This is a genomic window from Phaeobacter gallaeciensis DSM 26640 (genome assembly GCF_000511385.1).
GTDB lineage: Bacteria > Pseudomonadota > Alphaproteobacteria > Rhodobacterales > Rhodobacteraceae > Phaeobacter > Phaeobacter gallaeciensis.
The window spans coordinates 2,055,920-2,072,647 of record NC_023137.1; the positions used below are offsets into that span (position 1 = coordinate 2,055,920).

The 16,728-nt window shown below is 61.8% G+C and carries 14 protein-coding genes; all 14 read right to left on the reverse strand.

Annotated elements, in window-relative coordinates; all coding sequences use genetic code 11:
* Positions 1 to 422: 422 nt before the first annotated feature.
* Complete coding sequence (locus GAL_RS09855; protein ID WP_024097438.1) at positions 423 to 1,013, reverse strand: hypothetical protein; 591 nt, start codon at positions 1,011 to 1,013, stop codon at positions 423 to 425.
* 212 nt (positions 1,014 to 1,225) lie between these two features.
* On the reverse strand, positions 1,226 to 1,936 hold the full coding sequence (locus GAL_RS09860; RefSeq protein ID WP_244462754.1) for a 4'-phosphopantetheinyl transferase family protein: 711 nt from the start codon (positions 1,934 to 1,936) through the stop codon (positions 1,226 to 1,228).
* A gap of 8 nt (positions 1,937 to 1,944) precedes the next feature.
* On the reverse strand, positions 1,945 to 3,126 hold the full coding sequence (locus tag GAL_RS09865; RefSeq protein WP_024097440.1) for an acyl-CoA dehydrogenase family protein: 1,182 nt from the start codon (positions 3,124 to 3,126) through the stop codon (positions 1,945 to 1,947).
* Positions 3,127 to 3,135: 9 nt separating this feature from the next.
* Positions 3,136 to 4,128: an LLM class flavin-dependent oxidoreductase gene (locus GAL_RS09870; protein WP_024097441.1), complete on the reverse strand. Its 993-nt coding sequence runs from the start codon at positions 4,126 to 4,128 to the stop codon at positions 3,136 to 3,138.
* Between the two features lie 35 nt (positions 4,129 to 4,163).
* Positions 4,164 to 5,573 (reverse strand): hypothetical protein, encoded by a 1,410-nt coding sequence (locus tag GAL_RS09875; RefSeq protein WP_024097442.1) that lies wholly within the window; start codon positions 5,571 to 5,573, stop codon positions 4,164 to 4,166.
* A complete protein-coding gene (locus GAL_RS09880) occupies positions 5,570 to 7,141 on the reverse strand; it encodes an AMP-binding protein (protein WP_024097443.1) in 1,572 nt (523 codons plus the stop codon). The genes GAL_RS09875 and GAL_RS09880 overlap by 4 nt, the downstream gene beginning before the upstream one ends.
* Positions 7,142 to 7,182: 41 nt before the next feature.
* Entirely contained in the window at positions 7,183 to 8,541 is a 1,359-nt protein-coding gene (locus tag GAL_RS09885; protein WP_024097444.1) for a cytochrome P450, read from the reverse strand.
* A complete protein-coding gene (locus GAL_RS09890) occupies positions 8,538 to 10,139 on the reverse strand; it encodes an AMP-binding protein (RefSeq protein WP_024097445.1) in 1,602 nt (533 codons plus the stop codon). Before GAL_RS09890 ends, GAL_RS09885 begins: the two co-directional genes overlap by 4 nt.
* Entirely contained in the window at positions 10,136 to 10,399 is a 264-nt protein-coding gene (locus tag GAL_RS09895) for an acyl carrier protein (protein ID WP_024097446.1), read from the reverse strand. The genes GAL_RS09890 and GAL_RS09895 overlap by 4 nt, the downstream gene beginning before the upstream one ends.
* A gap of 69 nt (positions 10,400 to 10,468) precedes the next feature.
* A complete protein-coding gene (locus GAL_RS09900) occupies positions 10,469 to 12,076 on the reverse strand; it encodes a class I adenylate-forming enzyme family protein (protein ID WP_024097447.1) in 1,608 nt (535 codons plus the stop codon).
* Positions 12,060 to 13,073 carry a beta-ketoacyl-[acyl-carrier-protein] synthase family protein gene (locus tag GAL_RS09905; RefSeq protein WP_024097448.1) on the reverse strand — a complete coding sequence of 338 codons (1,014 nt, stop codon included), beginning with the start codon at positions 13,071 to 13,073 and terminating at the stop codon, positions 12,060 to 12,062. Before GAL_RS09905 ends, GAL_RS09900 begins: the two co-directional genes overlap by 17 nt.
* Positions 13,070 to 13,951 (reverse strand): hypothetical protein, encoded by an 882-nt coding sequence (locus tag GAL_RS09910; protein WP_024097449.1) that lies wholly within the window; start codon positions 13,949 to 13,951, stop codon positions 13,070 to 13,072. Before GAL_RS09910 ends, GAL_RS09905 begins: the two co-directional genes overlap by 4 nt.
* Positions 13,948 to 16,416: an acyl-CoA dehydrogenase family protein gene (locus tag GAL_RS09915; RefSeq protein WP_024097450.1), complete on the reverse strand. Its 2,469-nt coding sequence runs from the start codon at positions 16,414 to 16,416 to the stop codon at positions 13,948 to 13,950. The genes GAL_RS09910 and GAL_RS09915 overlap by 4 nt, the downstream gene beginning before the upstream one ends.
* 3 nt (positions 16,417 to 16,419) lie before the next feature.
* A complete protein-coding gene (locus tag GAL_RS09920; protein WP_024097451.1) occupies positions 16,420 to 16,701 on the reverse strand; it encodes a hypothetical protein in 282 nt (93 codons plus the stop codon).
* Positions 16,702 to 16,728 lie beyond the last annotated feature (27 nt).

The window sequence follows — 16,728 nt, forward strand, 5'->3', positions numbered from 1 at the left end:
GTCTGTTGCTGGCGTTGCAGGGGCGAGCCATTGGAAGGCAAACCGAGCGGTCTGCCGGTCCTGCGCCTGTCTAAGGGTGGGGTCGCCCTGCGCCTTCAGCCTGCCACTCTCGGGGAAAAGCAATCGGCATGAACACATCGGGCGCTCTTGGATCAGCCGGATCGATATAGGTTGATCTGCGCGCCAGTCGCACCCGTGGGTCATCTTAGGTCCGTGTCGTTCCCTCATGGGCTGCCAAACCACCCATAAGTATATTAATGCCTTTTCAACTCTATAACAGGTTGTGAAGCTCCTGCACAATTAAGTTTGCCGTTTTTTGCGCCTACCCCGAGCAAAGTGATGAGAACAGGGGCCAGACGCAGAACGTCTTTGGCGTATTTTCAGCACAGGCCGTGGTCGCGGCAGGCGGCTGCGCGCCGGTGTTACTTGGCGCGAAATGAGATATGCGACAGGTTCAAGGGCACCTTCACATCCACGTTCTCACGTTTGGTGCCCGGGCCAAAGTCTAGGCGAGAAATCGCCTTTCCACCTGTCAGTTTGAACTCTGATGCATCCCCGGTGAAATTCACAACCGAGTTTTCCGAGGCGATATCGACAGCACCAAAGGTTCCGGTGATATCTGCTACCAGTTTGATCACCTCCACCTTGAGGCCCAGATCCGGCGGCATAGCGATATGCAGTTCCGGCTCACACCACCAGCTGGTTTTCAGACCGGAGCGTGTCAGATGAACTTCGAGCGTGTCGCCATTCTGAGTCACCTGTGCATCCAGCCCGCATCCCACAGCCGTCCCGGTCGAGATTTCGAGCGCCTGCGCCGGACCTGTGCCATTGCTAAGCTTGAGGGTGGTTTCGTCGCCAATCAGTCGCAGGGTAGTGATTGGGGCGGCAAGTTCGGGGATCGGCACGTTTTTGGCAGATACCGCGCTACTGCCAAACCCGAGAGCCGCTATGCAGGCGGCGATGAAACGGGTGAACGATGACCGAAACGGGGGGCGCGTGCGATGGGCAACCATGGGGACCTCTTTGTTGTTCTGTCAGGTCGCAGCCAGTGATGCCACGACCGGTTGATACAAGACATGTCCGAGCCCTGACCGTATCGACCTTGGCTTGAGCATGGCTTTACCCTGCCAGTTCTGAAGAGGGCGCGCGTCCTCAATGGGGATTAAGGACGGACAGAATGCGGTTTACAGGAAAGAGAACCTGATAAGCCCTTGAAATTATTCACTCACAAATCAAGATGACAGATCTGATCGATGGGGGATTTCACGGCCAGCGCCGCGCGATATCCCGGTGCGGGGGTCCAGCCGGACATGCTCCAGTCCGCCGGCGTTTCGTTCTCACAGCGCAATAGCGTCGCCTGCCCGGCCTGAAAGCGGACCGCAAATGCAGTGAGAGGTAGAGCCAACCCCTGCCCGCGTGCCTTGACATAGGCCTCTTTCAGCGCCCAGATCTGGGCGAACTGCGCCGGTCTTGAGCCATCAGAGCAAGCCGCAAGGGCCTCGTTTTCCTCAGGTGCAAAATAGCGCCGGGCCACCGCGTCTGACCGTCGCCCCTGTCGCACCGCTTCGATATCGACGCCAATCGGGTTGCACCGGGTCACTGCGATCAACCACATCCGGTCGGAATGCGAGAGATTGAATTCCAACCCGCCCGCATCAACCAGCGCTGGCTTGCCTCCCGCAACGGTCTTGAAGATAAGCGCCGCGCCCGGACAGCCTGTATAGGTTGCGAGAACCCGGCGCAGCGCCACATGCGAGGCAGCATAGAGCACGCGCGCCTCAGGCCGTGACAGATCGTTCAGGCGCAGATGTTCACTGTGGGACAATAGCGACAGATCGAGATCCGAGATATCGCTGCGACCCAACGCACCCTGCCAGAGATGAACCTCACCGGGCCGTATTGCTGATCGCCGGGCACCGGGGCGATGCGTGCTCACATCCCGCTTCACAGCATATTGGCAAGGCTGCTGCCCACCACATTGCGCAGCACCTCGCTGCTGCCGCCCCAGACGGTTTGGACCGCACTGTCGAGCACATCCTGTGTCGCCCGATCCGGCCCATCCGAACCATCCGAACCATCGTCGCAAAAACCTCGGGCACCGGACAGTTGCAGCTTCGCCGCTGCTGCGGCAGTCAGCAGCTCGGTGCTGCGAAGCTTGGCAATACAGGCATTGCGGTTGTCCAGACGGCCGGCGGTGTGATCGACGATGCAGCTATCGACAAAGGACCGGCTGGTGGCCGCCTCACTGTAAAGATCGGCCAGCCGGAACTGCGTGGCCTGATAGTCCAGCGTGGTTCCCTCTGCCGTGCGGCGTGTGGCACAGAACCGGACTGTTTCGCGAAGCAGCGTTTCCGCCATCGCCTGTGCATAGGTTGCCAGCACCAGCCGTTCGATGCTGAGAAAGCTGACAAGATAGAAAAATCCCATGCCACTGGCCCCCAGACGGTTGCCCTCCGGTACGCGGCAGTTGTCGAAGGTCAGATGGCCGGTGTCCAAGGCAGGCATCCCGGTCTTGTTGATGCGGCGGCGGGTCAACCCCGGCGTTCCTGCCTCCACCAGCAGCATGTCGAACCCTGCTGAGGATGCACCATCACAGCCGGTGGGGCCGGTGCGGGCGGCGACAATGATCAAATCCGCTTCCGAACCGTTTGAAATATGCGTCTTCTCGCCGGTCAGGATGATCTCATCCTGGTTCCGTATGGCCGTGGAGCGCAGCCCGTGCAGATCGGATCCCCCTTGCGGTTCGGTCAGGGCAATGGCCCCGATACGCCGCCCAGAGCACAGGTCGGGCAGATACTCCTGTCGCTGAATATCATTGCCAAGACGATGCAGATAGGGGGCAACAATATCGCTTTGCAGGAAGGTGAGGAGCCCGCAGAGCCGCCGCTTGGCCAGCTCTTCTATGATGACGACTGACTGGCGAAAATCGCCTCCGTGACCGCCGTGGTCCTCCGGGATCGTGCGGCACAAGAGACCAGCCTCCCCCGCCTGCTGCCAAATTCTGCGGGGGGCCTGCCGATTTTCCATCCATTGCGGGTGGTGCGGCACCACCTCGGCGTCCAGAAATTCAGCCACCTGCTGTCGCAGGCATTCATGGTCCGGTTCAAATAAACTGCGCTTGAACATCAGACCCGCTCAGACTGCTGGCTGCTGGCACAGATCAAAGGCGCGCATGGTATGGGCCAGATCCTCCTGCCCCGTTGGCACGTCGAGGATCAGGGTTTCAAACCCGAGCGAGATATAGCTCTGGATATAGTCGGCTACCTCCTCGTAGCTGCCGACAATATACGGGCAGAAGGTTTTGTAATTCTTGATCGGGAACAGCCAATAGGCGCCGGAGCGGGCGTCTTCCAGTTCTTCGGCCACTGCTGAAATCTGCTGATGCCAGATTGAATCCGAGGTGCCCTGCGCCATGCGATGGGCCAGCTGCCCGCGCCGGTCCGCCGGGAAGCGCGCGCGCGCCTCCTCCCAGGCATCGGCGCTGTTGGGGCGGGCAATCACTCCAAAACGCACGCCTAGGTTCTTGCCCGCAACCGCCGCCTGATCGAGCTGTTCACGCGGTTTCGTATAGCTCAGCCGGGTGGCACCTAGCGTGGCCGCCGTGGCCTGACAAGCAGGCGACATGCCGGACACAAACAGGTCCGGCATCAGCGCCGGGTCCAGAGCGGGCTCCAACCGCAGCCCTTCGACCTGATAGTAGTCGCCGCTCAGCGTCACGGTTTCGCCGTGCAAAAGCGCCATCAGGATCTGGCTGTATTCAGTGAGGCGATCATAGCGGGGATCGTGATCTGCCTGATCGCCAAGCTGTTTCAGATCCCGCACAAATCCGCCCGCAACCATATTCAGCGCCAGCTTGCGCCCGTAGAGAAAGCCCAGCGAGGACAGTTTGCGCGCCGCCGCGAGCGGATGCATATAGAGCGGCTGCGTTGCCACCAGCGGCACGAACCGCGAGGTGCGTTCGATGGTGGCCTGGGCGACAGTCCAGGGGTCCATCAGCGAATTGTCGGTATAGATCAACATGCCTTCGACGCCGGCGTCTTCGTGCCAGCGGGCAATATCAGCGATCTGGCTGAGATAGCTACCCGCGCTGAAACGGACAGAGGGCGGAGCCGTGGTGTAGAGTTTCATCGGGCAATTCCTTTCTTCAGGTCAACGCGGGGTGGTCAGGTCAAGGCGGGGGTGGTCTGGCCGGGATCTGCGATTGCCGCCTCCCGCGCGGAGGGCGGAGCGCGGCGGTCCGGCGCGGCGAGAGATGAGAGCGGATCCAGCAGATGCAGTACACGGTCGATCCGGCGCATCCGTTCGGGGCGACCGATTGAGGTGGCAAAGGCCCGGCGCAGGTCCCGGTTCAGCGCCACCGCCGCCTCTGAGGGCTGCCCACGATAGGCCGGATATTCCATATCGTTGGCCTGACCGATCAGCCAGGCCGCCTCCGCTGGTAGAGACGCGCGGGCCAGATAGGGCGCGGCAAGGGCCTGCCGCCAATCGCAGGCGGGATCGGCTGTCATGACCTGCCCAAGCACATCCGAGAGCGCTTGACACTGGAGCGCTGCCACCGACATGCCCTGACCATAAAGCGGGTTAAAGGTAGCGATCCGGTCGCCGAGCGGCAGATACCCCTTCGGCAATGGGCGGGTGGCCTGATCAAACCGATTGAAACGCACGGCGGCGATCCGGTAGCTCTTCAGTTCGCGCACCAAGGTTTCGCCGGTCAGCAGGCTGCTAATTTTGTCATCCGGTAATGCGTCCAGAAACGCCCGAAACTCGGCCTCGGTTGCGGGGGCTTGCATGTCAAAGCGGCAGGTTGCCGTCGCCATCCAGCGCCCGTTCTCCACCGGCGCCAGAACCGCGCCACGCGTCATCGGGGCGGAGGCAAAGTTGAGCCACCCCGCGAGATCTTCTCCTGCTGTGATCCGGCGGGAGAACAGCCCCGAGACATAGCGCACCTCAGGATAGGCGGTTTCAACCGGTGGCGGGGCATACCCCAAGTCGGCCAGCCACTGCGCGCCCTGTTCGGCACGACCTCCGGCATCGACCACCAGATCAGCGGGCAAGTCGCGTTCGCGCCCCTCCTGCAACAGGCGCAGGCCGGTAACCGCGCCGGGGTCCGTCGCATCACTGAGCAGGCCGGTGACCCGGGCCAGCAGCGGACGGATCACCGCATTACCGGCGATCTGCTGTTTGATCAGGTGATCAAGGGCCGGACGGGTCTGCGACAGCACCTGCACCCCGGTATCAACAGGCGGCAACCAACGTCCGGCGCTGAAACTGCGCCAACCGGAACGAACCTTCAGCGGCAGGCTGCCCTGAGCGGTAGCCTCGCGTTCGAAACCGGGAAAGAGGCTCTCCAGCACCGTTTGACCGGAGTGTAGCAGCGCATGGACATGGGCGGCCTGCGGCACGGATTTGCGCAACGCGGGCTTATCCGGGTGGGCGTCGCGGTCGATCAGCCAGACGGTGCCAAAGGTGCGCGCCAGAGCAGCAGCAGCCACCATGCCGGCAAAGCCGGATCCGATCACGGCCGCCGTCTTGTCCGGCCAGAACTGGCGCTTTGCATCATGAGACCGGGTCATTTGACGGCCTCCTTGATGGCTGTCGCCGCAGGGTGCTGCGCCGGTGACATCGACCGATCCGGCTGAGCCCGATCCCCGCCCCCTGCCAGGAGCGCCTGCGTATCCAGTTTGCCATTAGTAGTGACCGGAAACTGCGACACAAAATGCAGCTCACGCGGCAGAACTTGGGCGGCCAGATGTTTGCCCATATGCGCCAGCAGCGCCTGCCGTTCACAGAGCTGTCCCTCCAGCGGCTCCACAAAGAGCTGTAGCCCGGTCACGCGACCGGTTGCATCTTTCTGCGGCAGGCAAACCGCCTTGCGCACCCAAATGCTGCCTTCGGCGATCCGTTCGATCTCGTTCAGCTCAATCCGGTTGCCCAGAAGTTTGACCTGCCGGTCGATCCGCCCGAGCAGCACCAGATGGCCCGCCGCATCAAGCCGGGCAAGATCACCGGTGCGGTAGGTATTGACCCCGTCCGGCTGGCTCAGCGCCGCATTTGCGGGATGGTCTGCGGGCAGATAATGCGTGATGACCTGCGGGCCAGAGAGCACCAGTTCGCCCGCCTCTCCCGCCCCGACCTCTTGCCCGTCGGGGCCAATGATCTGCATCCGGTTTTCCCCGACACAGGCGCCGATTTTCATCGGGCCGGAGGCGAGTGTATCAGCCGCGCTGACCGGGTAGAGATGGGTGGCACAGGTTGCCTCCGACGGGCCGTAGCCATTGAAGATCCGGGCCTTGGGAAAGCGTTGTTGCAGCTCCTGCACCAGCGCTCCTGGCAACATCTCGCCCCCCACTACAAAGAACCGCAGATCCGGCAGCGTTTCGGCGCTGAACTGCGGATCGGTACACATCAGCTGCAACAGCGATGGCGTCGATGCCCAGGAGGCAGGGGTGGTGGCGGCATCCCGCGTCAGATGGCGGATATTGTTGCGTGGCATGATGTTGTTCACATGGTTAAGGAGCTGCACGGGACGCCCCAGTGATAACGTCGGCCAGAGGTCGAACATGCCCATATCAAAGGCCATGCTGGCGTGGTTGACATGGGCACCTTCGGGTCGAACCGCGCCCAGCAAGGGAGCGTACCAGCGGTGCAGCGCCATATAGTTGCCACGGGAAATCGGCACTCCCTTTGGTGTGCCGGTGCTGCCGGAGGTGAAGATCACATAGAACGTGTCCTGTTCCGACAGGTGCGGGGCGATCTCTAACCGAGGCGAGCGTGCGGGTAGGTCTTTCAACATCAGGACCGGCAGCCCCTCAGGCAGCACCTCCTCACCATAGGCGAGAATATGGCTTGCCTCTGCCGTGGCGGCGATCTGCTGCATACGGTCCATCGGGGTTGCGCGATCCGCAAAGGCAAAGGCACGGCCCGAGAACGCGCAGGCGATCATCGCAGCAATACAGGCCGGTTCCTTGTGGCCGACAATCAGGCTCAGGCCCGGCGGCATCTCCGTCAGCGCCTGCAAGATCCCCTCCACCTGCGCGGCCAAGTCAGCGAAGCTGATCACCTGTTCCGATGTGACCAAGGCGGGGTTATCGGCACCCTTCAACAGGGTCTCGCGGAGGTCTGTCATGAATGTCTCAAACATCTGCGGTCTTCCTTTTGTGATTGAACTTGAATGGCCGCGTGTCATTGGGCGGCGTCAGCAAGGGCGCGATCCCCGGTGGTTGCGTCTGCCTGCGCACGAGGGTGGAACACCACCGGCACCGCCCCACGCGGGATCAATGCGGAGCGGAGCAAGGGACGGATATTGCCGCGCGGACAGTCCGGTGCCAGCGCAAATGTCTGTGCGGCGCAGATGGCACGCGCGGCCAGCGTCAGTTGATGCAGCATGAAATTGGCACGCGAGCGGATGCGCGCGCCGACCCCAAAGGGGAAATAATGCGCCCGGTGTCTGCCCTCGTCCAAGAAGCGATCCCCCTGGAAGCGTTTGGGATTGTCCCAGAACCGCGGATCGCGTTGCACCAGCCAGGGTGCAAAAACAACGGTTGCCCCGGATGGAATCACGTAATCGCCAATCGGGACCGCCTCGCTGGTGATGCGGTAGATGAACGGAAGTTCCGGGAACAGCCGCAGCCCTTCCTTCACCGTGGAGAGGGCCAGCGGGCTCTCGGCATCGCGCAGCGTCATTGGATCGCTGCCGTGACATTCAGTGGCGATATCTGCGGCCAGCTGCGGATCCTGCGCCAGCTGCACCAGCGTCCACAGCAGGCTCAGACCGCCGATGTTCAACTTCTCGGTGATCACATGGCCGACGGTGGGCCGCAGAAGATTGAGCCGGTCTGCCTCTGACACGTCCGGCGGAATGACCGTGGCGATCTGCGCAATCAAATTGCGGTCGGATGCGGAACTGTCGTTCAGGGCAGCGGTGATTGCCTTGTCGAGAAAACCACGGGCGGCCTGAAATTCCGGCATCATCTCGTGATCTGCGGTCTCGGACGCGTCTTTGGTGCTCATGGCGAAGTAGAAACCTTCGACATCGGCCACCCCTTGAGCGATTTCAGCCACATCGATATCGGCGCCGAAGATGGCCGGGCAGACGGCGCGGATTGACCAGTCGCGACAGAGATCGCGCAGGTCAACCGCGCTGCCGTCCTGTGGAAGGTCGCGGATCAGCGTTTGCGTGGCCTCTGCCAGTGCGGTTTCGAGCCAACCGTCGAAATCGCGCGCGATGGCCGACATACGGTTGGCGGTGAGCACCCAGATATCGCTCCAGCGCGGGTCCTGAAGTTCATCTCCAAGCAACATGCGGGTGATCGCCTGATTGCTGGCAATATCGCCCAGATCTGTCTGAAAATGCCCTTGATGGCCACGCCAGTAATGAAAACACTCAGGGCTACCCGCAATATAGAGATCGCGGGTCTCGCTGACGCGGATGGCAACGATATCGCCGTGCTGGCGGGTTGCTGTCTCTGCCACTTTCAACAGGCCGATGTTCTGGAACATGGTTGAATTGGCATCGAAGATCGGGATCTCCTTCTGGGTCATGCGGGTTCCTCCTGGGATATCTGGGCGACGCTTGATGGCATATGGATATGGCGCAGACGGGCGTCGGCCGCTGCATTCGCCAGTTTCGAGCGATCAAATTTGGAATTCTGGTTCAGGCCTGCCGGGAAATCGGCGTACCAGTAGCGCGGCACCAGATAGGGCGGTAGCTCAGCCGTCAGCCGCGCCGCCAGATCCGTAAGACCGGTAAGCTGGCGGGGGCCCAGAACATAGGCCGACAAGGCATGCGGCACCCCACGAAGCATCTGCGCCTCGACCACCGCGTCTTCGACCCCCGGTAGGTTGCGCAGATGGGTTTCGATGTCATTGAGGTTGACACGGACGCCCTGAATTTTCACCTCGCGGTCAATGCGCCCGACGAAATGCCACAGCCCGTCAGGGGCCAGATAGCCGCGATCCCCGGTGCGATAGAGGGCAGGTTCAGGAAAAGCCGCCCTGGTCTTCTCCGGCAGGCCAACATAACCGGCCCCCACGCTGGCACCACGGATCAATAGTTCACCTCCCGGCTGCCCGGCCTGCGCAATCCCGCGCTCCAACCGGGTCCCCGGGCGCGGCGCGCCGATGGGCAGATCCCGCTCCGACTGTATATGTTCATCGGTGATGTCGACGGATGTCACCGCAACGGTGCATTCGGTCGGCCCGTAGGTGTTGGTGATCCGGCAGCCCGGGAACCGGTCAAACAAGGCTGCCGCGATTTTCTTGGTCAAGACCTCGCCGCAGAATACGAAGTTGCGCAGATGCGGCAGCTGATCCCCGTTGAAGCGCCGGTTCTTGAGAAACAGCCGTGTGATCGAGGGGGTCGAAACCCAGAGGCTCACCTCATGCTCAGCCAAACGCTCAAGGTAGGTGGTCGAATTGGCAAACTCGGCATGATCAAGCGCCACCAGAGGGCGGCGGCGTGTCCAGGACATCCACAATTCAAACAACGACACATCAAAGCAATGGCGGATCACGCCAGACACAGCGGTCATCGGCATCGCGGACGGGTAGAGCACATCAAGCCAGTCGATAAAATCGACGAGATTAGCATAGGTGATGCCAATACCCTTGGGCTGGCCCAGCGTGCCGGATGAAAACATCAGATAGGCCAGGTCCTGATCTGTGATCACCGGGGCTTCGGAGGGATCGGGCGTGATCTGCGCACAGGGGCTGGATGGATCGGGAACCGGCAGGCAGGCGAGTTGTGCACCCTTCAGCGCGTCGGTGATTTCCCCACTCAGCAGACCTGCGCCGAGCAGCAGCCTCGCCCCGCAGGTTTCCGCAATCTGGCGGATCCGCGCCACCGGCGTTTCCGGCTCCACCGGGATCAGGGCGCGCCCAGCCAGCAGACAGGCCCAATAGGCCACCGGGTAGCGGATATCCTTGTGCCCATAGATCAGCACCGGCCTGCGCAGACTGTCGCCGTGCTGCTGCAACTGATACGCCAACGCACTGGCATGATCGAACAGGGCCGCAAAGCTCAGCTCAGTTTCGGGCGTGCAATAGGCCGGGCGGGTGTCGCCCTCAAAAGCGGCAAAGATCTCTCGCAGCCGTACGTGTGCGCTGATGCTGTCGGCCAGATCGCCGGCAGGTCGGGTCATGCCGTGGCCTCCTCGACCATGCTGTCGCGGACCATCCCGACAAAGCTGCCAACCGTGGTGATGTCATCCGGCTTCATCACCGCCGGATCGAGCACCGCCTGAGGCAGGCTTTCCTCCACCGCCATGAACAGCTCCAGAAGCAGGCCACTGTCGACGCCAAGATCCTCTTGCAGGCGGCTGTCGGTGGAGATCTGGCTGTTATCGGGCATATCCAGCAGCTCGATAAGCGCGTCGGTAATGATCTGTTCGATATTTTGCATGTTGGTACCTCGCTATGGGTCGTGTCAGGACAGGTGTCAGCGCATTGTCTGGGATCAGGACGGGTTTGATCAGGAAGGCAGCGGATCCGCCTCTGGCGATGGCGCGCGCAGTGATGACCTTGCGGGCGGCAGATCCGCTTCGAGCCAATCACGGAGCTGGTGGCGGTCAATCTTGCCATTGCCGTTGCGCGCCAGCGCCTCCACCACCAGAATACGGGCGGGCACCACATGGGCTTCCAGCCGCTCGGCGCACCAGGCTTTGAGCGCCTGCGCCACTTCTTTACTGTTGAGCGCAGGGCCGCTCACCACGGCACAGCATTGCTGGCCATAAACCGGGTGTTCAACGCCCAGCGCGCAGACTTCGCCAACATCCGGGTGCGCGATCAGTGCGGTTTCGACCTCGCTCGGCGCGACCTTTTCACCGGCCACCTTCAGAATGTCGTCAGAGCGGCTGATGAAATAGACAAAACCGTCCTCATCCAGGCGACAGGTATCCCCGGTATAAAGAACCTGCTCCCCCGGCATCGGACCCGAGCGCAGCTTCTCTGCGGTTTTCTCAGGATTGTTCAGATAGCCCTTCATCACGGTTGCCCCGCGAATGACCAACTCTCCAGTGGCATTGCGCCGATGCGGCGTGCCTTCTGCGTCCACCACCCAAAGTTCGGTATTGGGAATTGCCTTGCCGACACTGGTGCGGCGGCGTGTCAGCTCTCCCGGATCAAGATAAGTGCAGCGGTGACATTCAGTGAGCCCATACATGGAAAATACCGTCGCATTCGGAAAAATCGCTTCGAGCTGATCAATGAAGGGCGCGTGGAGGGCTGCGGCTGTGCTGGAAATGCAGCGGACGGAGGAGAAGTCATAGCGCGCGGCAAGAGGCGCGATCAGCGGCACCATGGTTGGCACCACGGGGAAGACGGTTGCCGCACTTTTGGCCAATCGTTGCAGGGCAAAGAGCGGTCGTGCAAAGGAGGGTTCAACCAGCAGACAGGCCCCGGTAAGCGCGGCCATGGTCAGTTGATGCAGCCCATAATCGAAGGTCATGGGAATGGCGCAGAAAATGCGGTCGGAGGCGCGATAGCCGAGGTATTCGGCAACCGAGCGCGCAGCGCTGGTCATATTGAGATGCGACAGCATCACCCCTTTTGGATGTCCCGTGGAGCCGGATGTATAGATGATCGCCGCCAGATCCTGATCCAGTACCGTCGCAGGCTGGGCTGTGCCCGCTCCAAGCTCCCCCGCCCCTTGCAAAGCATCTGCAAAGGCTGTTTCGGCACCTGTGCTGATCAGGGCTGCGTCGCTCTTTGCCTGTTGCCGGGCGGCAGCGGTTTTCTCTGTCTGATCCGTGTCCTGGATGACAGCGGTCGCAGCGCAATCCGCAAGCACGAAGGCCAATTTGGGGAGTTTGGTATCGGTATTGAGGGGCACGGCAACCGCGCCCGCATAAAGCGTGCCCCAGAAGGCGGCGCAGAACCCGATCGAATTGCCCATACACAGAACAACATGATCACCCCGCGCAACCCCCTGCTGTTTCAGCAGCTGTGCCACCCGCAGGGCACGGTCGCGCAGCTTAGCATAGCTGAGCTGGCCGCTGGCGTCTTCAACCGCGGTCGATTGCGGGTGGGTCACGACGGCTTGTTCAAGGAAACTGGTCAATAGATTATGCCGAGAGAGCATGGCTGCTGCTCCTTTGACTGCAAGTGGAAAGAGAGGATGGGACAGCTCTGCGCATCTGGCATCCGGCGGCGTAGCCTCCCATGCCAACAGAGAGCAGCGTGGCAGGTGTGCCCGGATCTCGATTGAGGTTGGAGTCTGGGTCACTAAGTTCCTGCTTCAGCAGCAGAAAGGGGTCGACGGTGTAACAGTGCCCGATATCCGGCAGCAGACCGAGACGAATGCGATCCGTCGCCAGTCCGGTCTCGGTGCAAAAACTTTGCCAGGCCAGCCGGTTGACATTGTGCGGAAGAAGCGGCGAACCGCTGGTCCAGTCAAAGCCGAGGTCCCGCAGCGTTCTGGACACGATCTGCCCATGTGCGGCAAAGAATCTGCCCATCTGCGCAGAACTCCCCTTGTAGCCAAAGGCAAACCGCGGATGGCAGGTCAGCGAGATCCGCCCGACGCGCAGGCCGGTATCTGCGGGCGCATCCGCGTCCGGCACCAGGATAAGCCCGCAAAAGGCATCCCCCATCAGCGTACTGCCGGGCACATAGCGATCCGCCAGACGCAGCCGGTCGTGACCGTCGCCCGCAATCACTGCAACCACCCGGGCCTGCCCCGCCTTCATCAGCGTGCGGGCCAGTTCAAGCGCCCAGATCAACCCAGCACAATTGGTCTGGTCGAGATCGAATTTCTGCCTGACATGCGAGAGAAAAGCGAAATCCCGGCGCAGACGTGGGGCGACAGCTCCCGGCGCACAATCGCGCATCGGCAGACCGCGCACATGGATCAGCGTATCCGGACGTGGGATATCTCCACTCTTTGCTTGCAGATCCTCGATGATGCGGGCGAATTGGTCGTAGCGCGTCTCGCTCTTTGCGCAGCTGGAAACCTGCCCCAGCCCGAACAGCCGCTCAAAGACGCGCGCCTCCGACGGGGAGCCGCCCGCATCGCGAATGATCTGCTCCGCCGCAATGCGCTCTTCGGGGATATGGGTTGTGAGCGCGGTCAGTCTCATGCGGCCAGCCTCGCCTTCTGGTCGGCTCGGAGCATGACCGCAGACAGCGCCTTACGCTCCTGCGTCACCAACAGAAAGGCACGCCCTGCCCCCTCTGCCTCCGCCTGTTGCAAGGCAGCAAAGGGCGCAGCGCTCAGCAACTGTGTGGATTGCGCCAGGACCCGCCCCTTGTGGTCAACCCTGGTCAGCAGATCCGGTGCGGCGATCAGGCAGACACTCTCCGGCGCCTCGCCGAAGTCTGCGCAGAGATTGTGAACGGCCGCTGTCAGGTCGCCCTCATCCCCGGTCAGGGTGACCCGTCGGTAGCCCTCATAGGAGGCGCCGTTTCGGACATCGCGTTCCAGCACCATAGCGGCAGCACTATTGCCGGGGTTCAGCGCTTCGACCACGGGTGAGCGATAGAGCAGATGTTTCTGATCCATCGACAGGATCAGCGCCTTGCGCCGGTCAGCCGTCAGGTAACGCGCAGCGCAGTGCATAGCAAAAAGTGGCGCGGTGAGGCCGCGATCCGAGATCGCAAAGCCAAACCCATCTCTCACTCCAAGATGATGCAGCGCAAAATTGGTGACGGAGGTGCCAAGGTGAATATCCGGCAGCCAATGTGCCATCAACACCAGATCAATGTCCGACAGATCCATCCGGGCCGTCAGCTCATCCAGCAGTTCCCGAGCCATCGCCGCATAGGGCGCGCGGTCGTCAGCGGTCAGCCAGGTCTGCACATTGCTGTCGCCGGGTTGATAGGTCTTGCCATTGGCGCGGAAGAACCGGGTGTTGTAGTCCTCCCAGTAGTCCACCTCCCGAAGCCAGTTCGGATCCGCCGCTTCCAAGCCGCCAAATTCCCGACAGATCAGGCTGCCCGGTACGACACGCAGGGTCATTGGCTCACCCCCGCCGCATAAGAGCGATAGGCGTTCAGCAGGTGAATATTGCTGGTGCCTTCCATATATTCAAAGGCTTTGACGTCTCGGCAGCGACGGCGCAGCTCCGCATCGCAGAGGAACCGCATCGGATCCTGATCAGTGATCCGGCGCACCACCTCGTCAACGAAGCTGACCGCCTGCATCTTGACCCGGCTGATATCCTGAACACGGGGGCGACCGCTTACCTGTGCCTGGATCACCCCGACCAGCTGGACCAGCAAGGCCGTGTGACGGGCCAGCAGATCCTGGTAAGACGGGAGCCGCGCTGGGTCCTCCAACATCAGCTCAATCAGGCCACGGCCCGAGCCCAGCGCCATCGCGGCAACCATGGGGCGGTTGCGTTCGAAGACACCGTTGATGGCCATGAACCCATCACGAAGCGACCGCCCGCCACTGCCGAGGATCATATCCCGTGTCACCGGGAAATCCCGCAGGGTCATCTGGCAGAGATCTGCGCCGCGCAACCCGTTGGTCGAAAGCCGTTCGATCTTCACACACTCCGGCGCATCCGAGGGGCGGATCATCACCAGCCCCATGCGACCGGTCTCTTCGATATGGGCGAAGAACAAGCCGATATCGGCGCGGGCAATGCCACCAACCAGCGTCTTGACGCCATTCAGAACCAGCTGGCCGTTTTTCATGCCCAGCGTGCTGCGCCCGTTGGACGCATCGGACCCCGCATTGGGTTCCGTCACAGCAAAGAATGTTCCCTGCGGGCCAAACCGATACCCATCGAAAAAGCGCGCGATCTGCGCTTCGGTGCCTGTGGCCAGCACAGCGCCACCGGACAATGACGGGCCGGGTAGCGCCAGAATGCAATTGGCATCAAACCGGGCGAGACGTTCGACCATGGCGACATGCAGCCCATAGGGGCAATCGGAGATCCCAAGACCACTGTCGCGCAGAGCAAAGCCGTTGAACTCCTCCGGTACACCAATGGTTGTCAGCGCCCGCACGGTCGGGTTCTCCCAAAGGGCCGTCCAGCTTTCGGGATCGCGGTCCAGCCGCGCCCCGGTTTCACGGAATAGCGGTTGTAAACCGCTGAGCCGCTCCAGACAGGGATGCGCAAAGGCTGTCCCCTCCAGACCGTTCCCCGGCGCTGTGGAATAAAGATCGGCAAGCACGGCAGGGTTTGAGCAGGAGTCGGCGCGCAGGTCCTGTGGGTGCTGGACGGCCAGCCGCGCATCAACCGTGTCCCGGCCACGCACCAGCGTCAGCGATGCCCCGTCGATCATGACCTCCGCCGGGGCGCCAAAACCAAGGAAGTTCACCGGCGAGGCGGTAGGCCCATAGGCGCCGGATTGCCCGATGGAAATCAGGTCACCAACTTTCGGTGCCGCCATCGGGACCGATTTTCCAATCACGTCCTGCGGCGTGCAAAGCGGGCCGGTCAGGGTCCAGGGCTGCACGGCCTCTTCTTGGGGCGTAATCTGCCCATCCCGCAGCAGCCTGATCGGGAAATTCTTGCGCAGGAACCCCTGCCCGGCAGCGGCCACATGCACGTTGGAGCCTCCATCGCAGACCGCAAAGCTCTCGCCCTTGCTATGCTTGATCTGCTGCACGCGTGTCACGAACTGACCGGATGGGCCGGATAGGTAGCGCCCCAGCTCAATCACCACACGGGTTTGCGGATGGCTGGCGGCGAAGCTTTGAACAAGCGGGGTGACCTCCCGGCCCAGAGCGTCCAGATCCAGCTCTTCCTCGCCGTCGTAATACGGGATGCCGAATCCGCCGCCAACATCAACAAAATCCAGCTGGTCCTGAAGGCTCGGCATCAGCTCAGCGGCGAGGTCAAGAATGTTGCGGACATTTGCAACCACGGTGTCATGGGACAGGATCCGCGTCCCCATATAAGCGTGCAGCCCGCATAGCCGCAGATGCGAGCAGTTCTCAACCTGTGTCAGGGCAGCGGGCAGCTCAGCCTGATCAATGCCAAACTGGGTTGGACGGCCGCTCATGTTCAGCTTGGCCCCGCCGGCGTGGAAATCCGGGTTCACCCGCAGTGCAATATCCTGCACGCAACCGCGATCGCCTGCGAGCTGGTTGATCTGGGTGAGCTCATGCGCGGATTCCACAACGATGGCCTTGATCCCAAGTTCGACCGCGCGCCCCAGTTCTGTCTTCGATTTGCCCGGTCCGACCATCAGGATCCGATCCGGGGTGGCCCCGGCCCTCAGGCTGGTCTCAAGCTCAAGCAGCGACGACACTTCGCAGCCCGCACCATGATCATGCAGTACGCCTGCCACCGAAAGGTTCGGGTTAGACTTTAACGAGTAGAAAAAATCGACCGCTGGCAGCGCTGCTCTGAGCGCGTCCAGCCGGGCGCGCAGCACCGAGGCGTCATAAAGATAGAAAGGGGTGCCGACCGACGCCGCGACCTCGTTGAGATGGCGCAGGTCGGTATCTGGGAACAGGTCAGTCATCCCTCATACCCCTTCCGACAGGCACATGCGGCTTTCCAGGAACCCGCAAAGGGAGGTGATGCCGGCAACAACCGTATTGATTTCGCTGCCGCCCGCCGACAGGAATTCAGTGGGATCAATCCGGGTCACCTCGCCCAACGCAGTGACGAACTGGACCAGTTCGAGCGAGTTCAACAGGCCGGAGACCCCGTAGATAGGACTGCCGTTCAGGGCCGCCTCGACACGTTCCGGCCCTAGGCCGATGCCTTGCAGCGCGTCGCGAACAATGGACTGGTGATCTGTCATGGGTCTTCTCCAATACGCGGAATAAAA

What these genes read in the sequence shown, in the direction of transcription:
- GAL_RS09890 (WP_024097445.1), bottom strand. Translation starts at nt 10,139, where the DNA reads ATGACCCGACCTGCCGGCGATCTGGCCGACAGCATCAGCGCACACGTA.
- GAL_RS09875 (WP_024097442.1), bottom strand. Translation starts at nt 5,573, where the DNA reads ATGACCCGGTCTCATGATGCAAAGCGCCAGTTCTGGCCGGACAAGACG.
- GAL_RS09855 (WP_024097438.1), bottom strand. Translation starts at nt 1,013, where the DNA reads ATGGTTGCCCATCGCACGCGCCCCCCGTTTCGGTCATCGTTCACCCGT.
- GAL_RS09905 (WP_024097448.1), bottom strand. Translation starts at nt 13,073, where the DNA reads ATGAGACTGACCGCGCTCACAACCCATATCCCCGAAGAGCGCATTGCG.
- GAL_RS09880 (WP_024097443.1), bottom strand. Translation starts at nt 7,141, where the DNA reads ATGTTTGAGACATTCATGACAGACCTCCGCGAGACCCTGTTGAAGGGT.
- GAL_RS09920 (WP_024097451.1), bottom strand. Translation starts at nt 16,701, where the DNA reads ATGACAGATCACCAGTCCATTGTTCGCGACGCGCTGCAAGGCATCGGC.
- GAL_RS09895 (WP_024097446.1), bottom strand. Translation starts at nt 10,399, where the DNA reads ATGCAAAATATCGAACAGATCATTACCGACGCGCTTATCGAGCTGCTG.
- GAL_RS09865 (WP_024097440.1), bottom strand. Translation starts at nt 3,126, where the DNA reads ATGTTCAAGCGCAGTTTATTTGAACCGGACCATGAATGCCTGCGACAG.
- GAL_RS09870 (WP_024097441.1), bottom strand. Translation starts at nt 4,128, where the DNA reads ATGAAACTCTACACCACGGCTCCGCCCTCTGTCCGTTTCAGCGCGGGT.
- GAL_RS09900 (WP_024097447.1), bottom strand. Translation starts at nt 12,076, where the DNA reads ATGCTCTCTCGGCATAATCTATTGACCAGTTTCCTTGAACAAGCCGTC.
- GAL_RS09910 (WP_024097449.1), bottom strand. Translation starts at nt 13,951, where the DNA reads ATGACCCTGCGTGTCGTACCGGGCAGCCTGATCTGTCGGGAATTTGGC.
- GAL_RS09885 (WP_024097444.1), bottom strand. Translation starts at nt 8,541, where the DNA reads ATGACCCAGAAGGAGATCCCGATCTTCGATGCCAATTCAACCATGTTC.
- GAL_RS09915 (WP_024097450.1), bottom strand. Translation starts at nt 16,416, where the DNA reads ATGACTGACCTGTTCCCAGATACCGACCTGCGCCATCTCAACGAGGTC.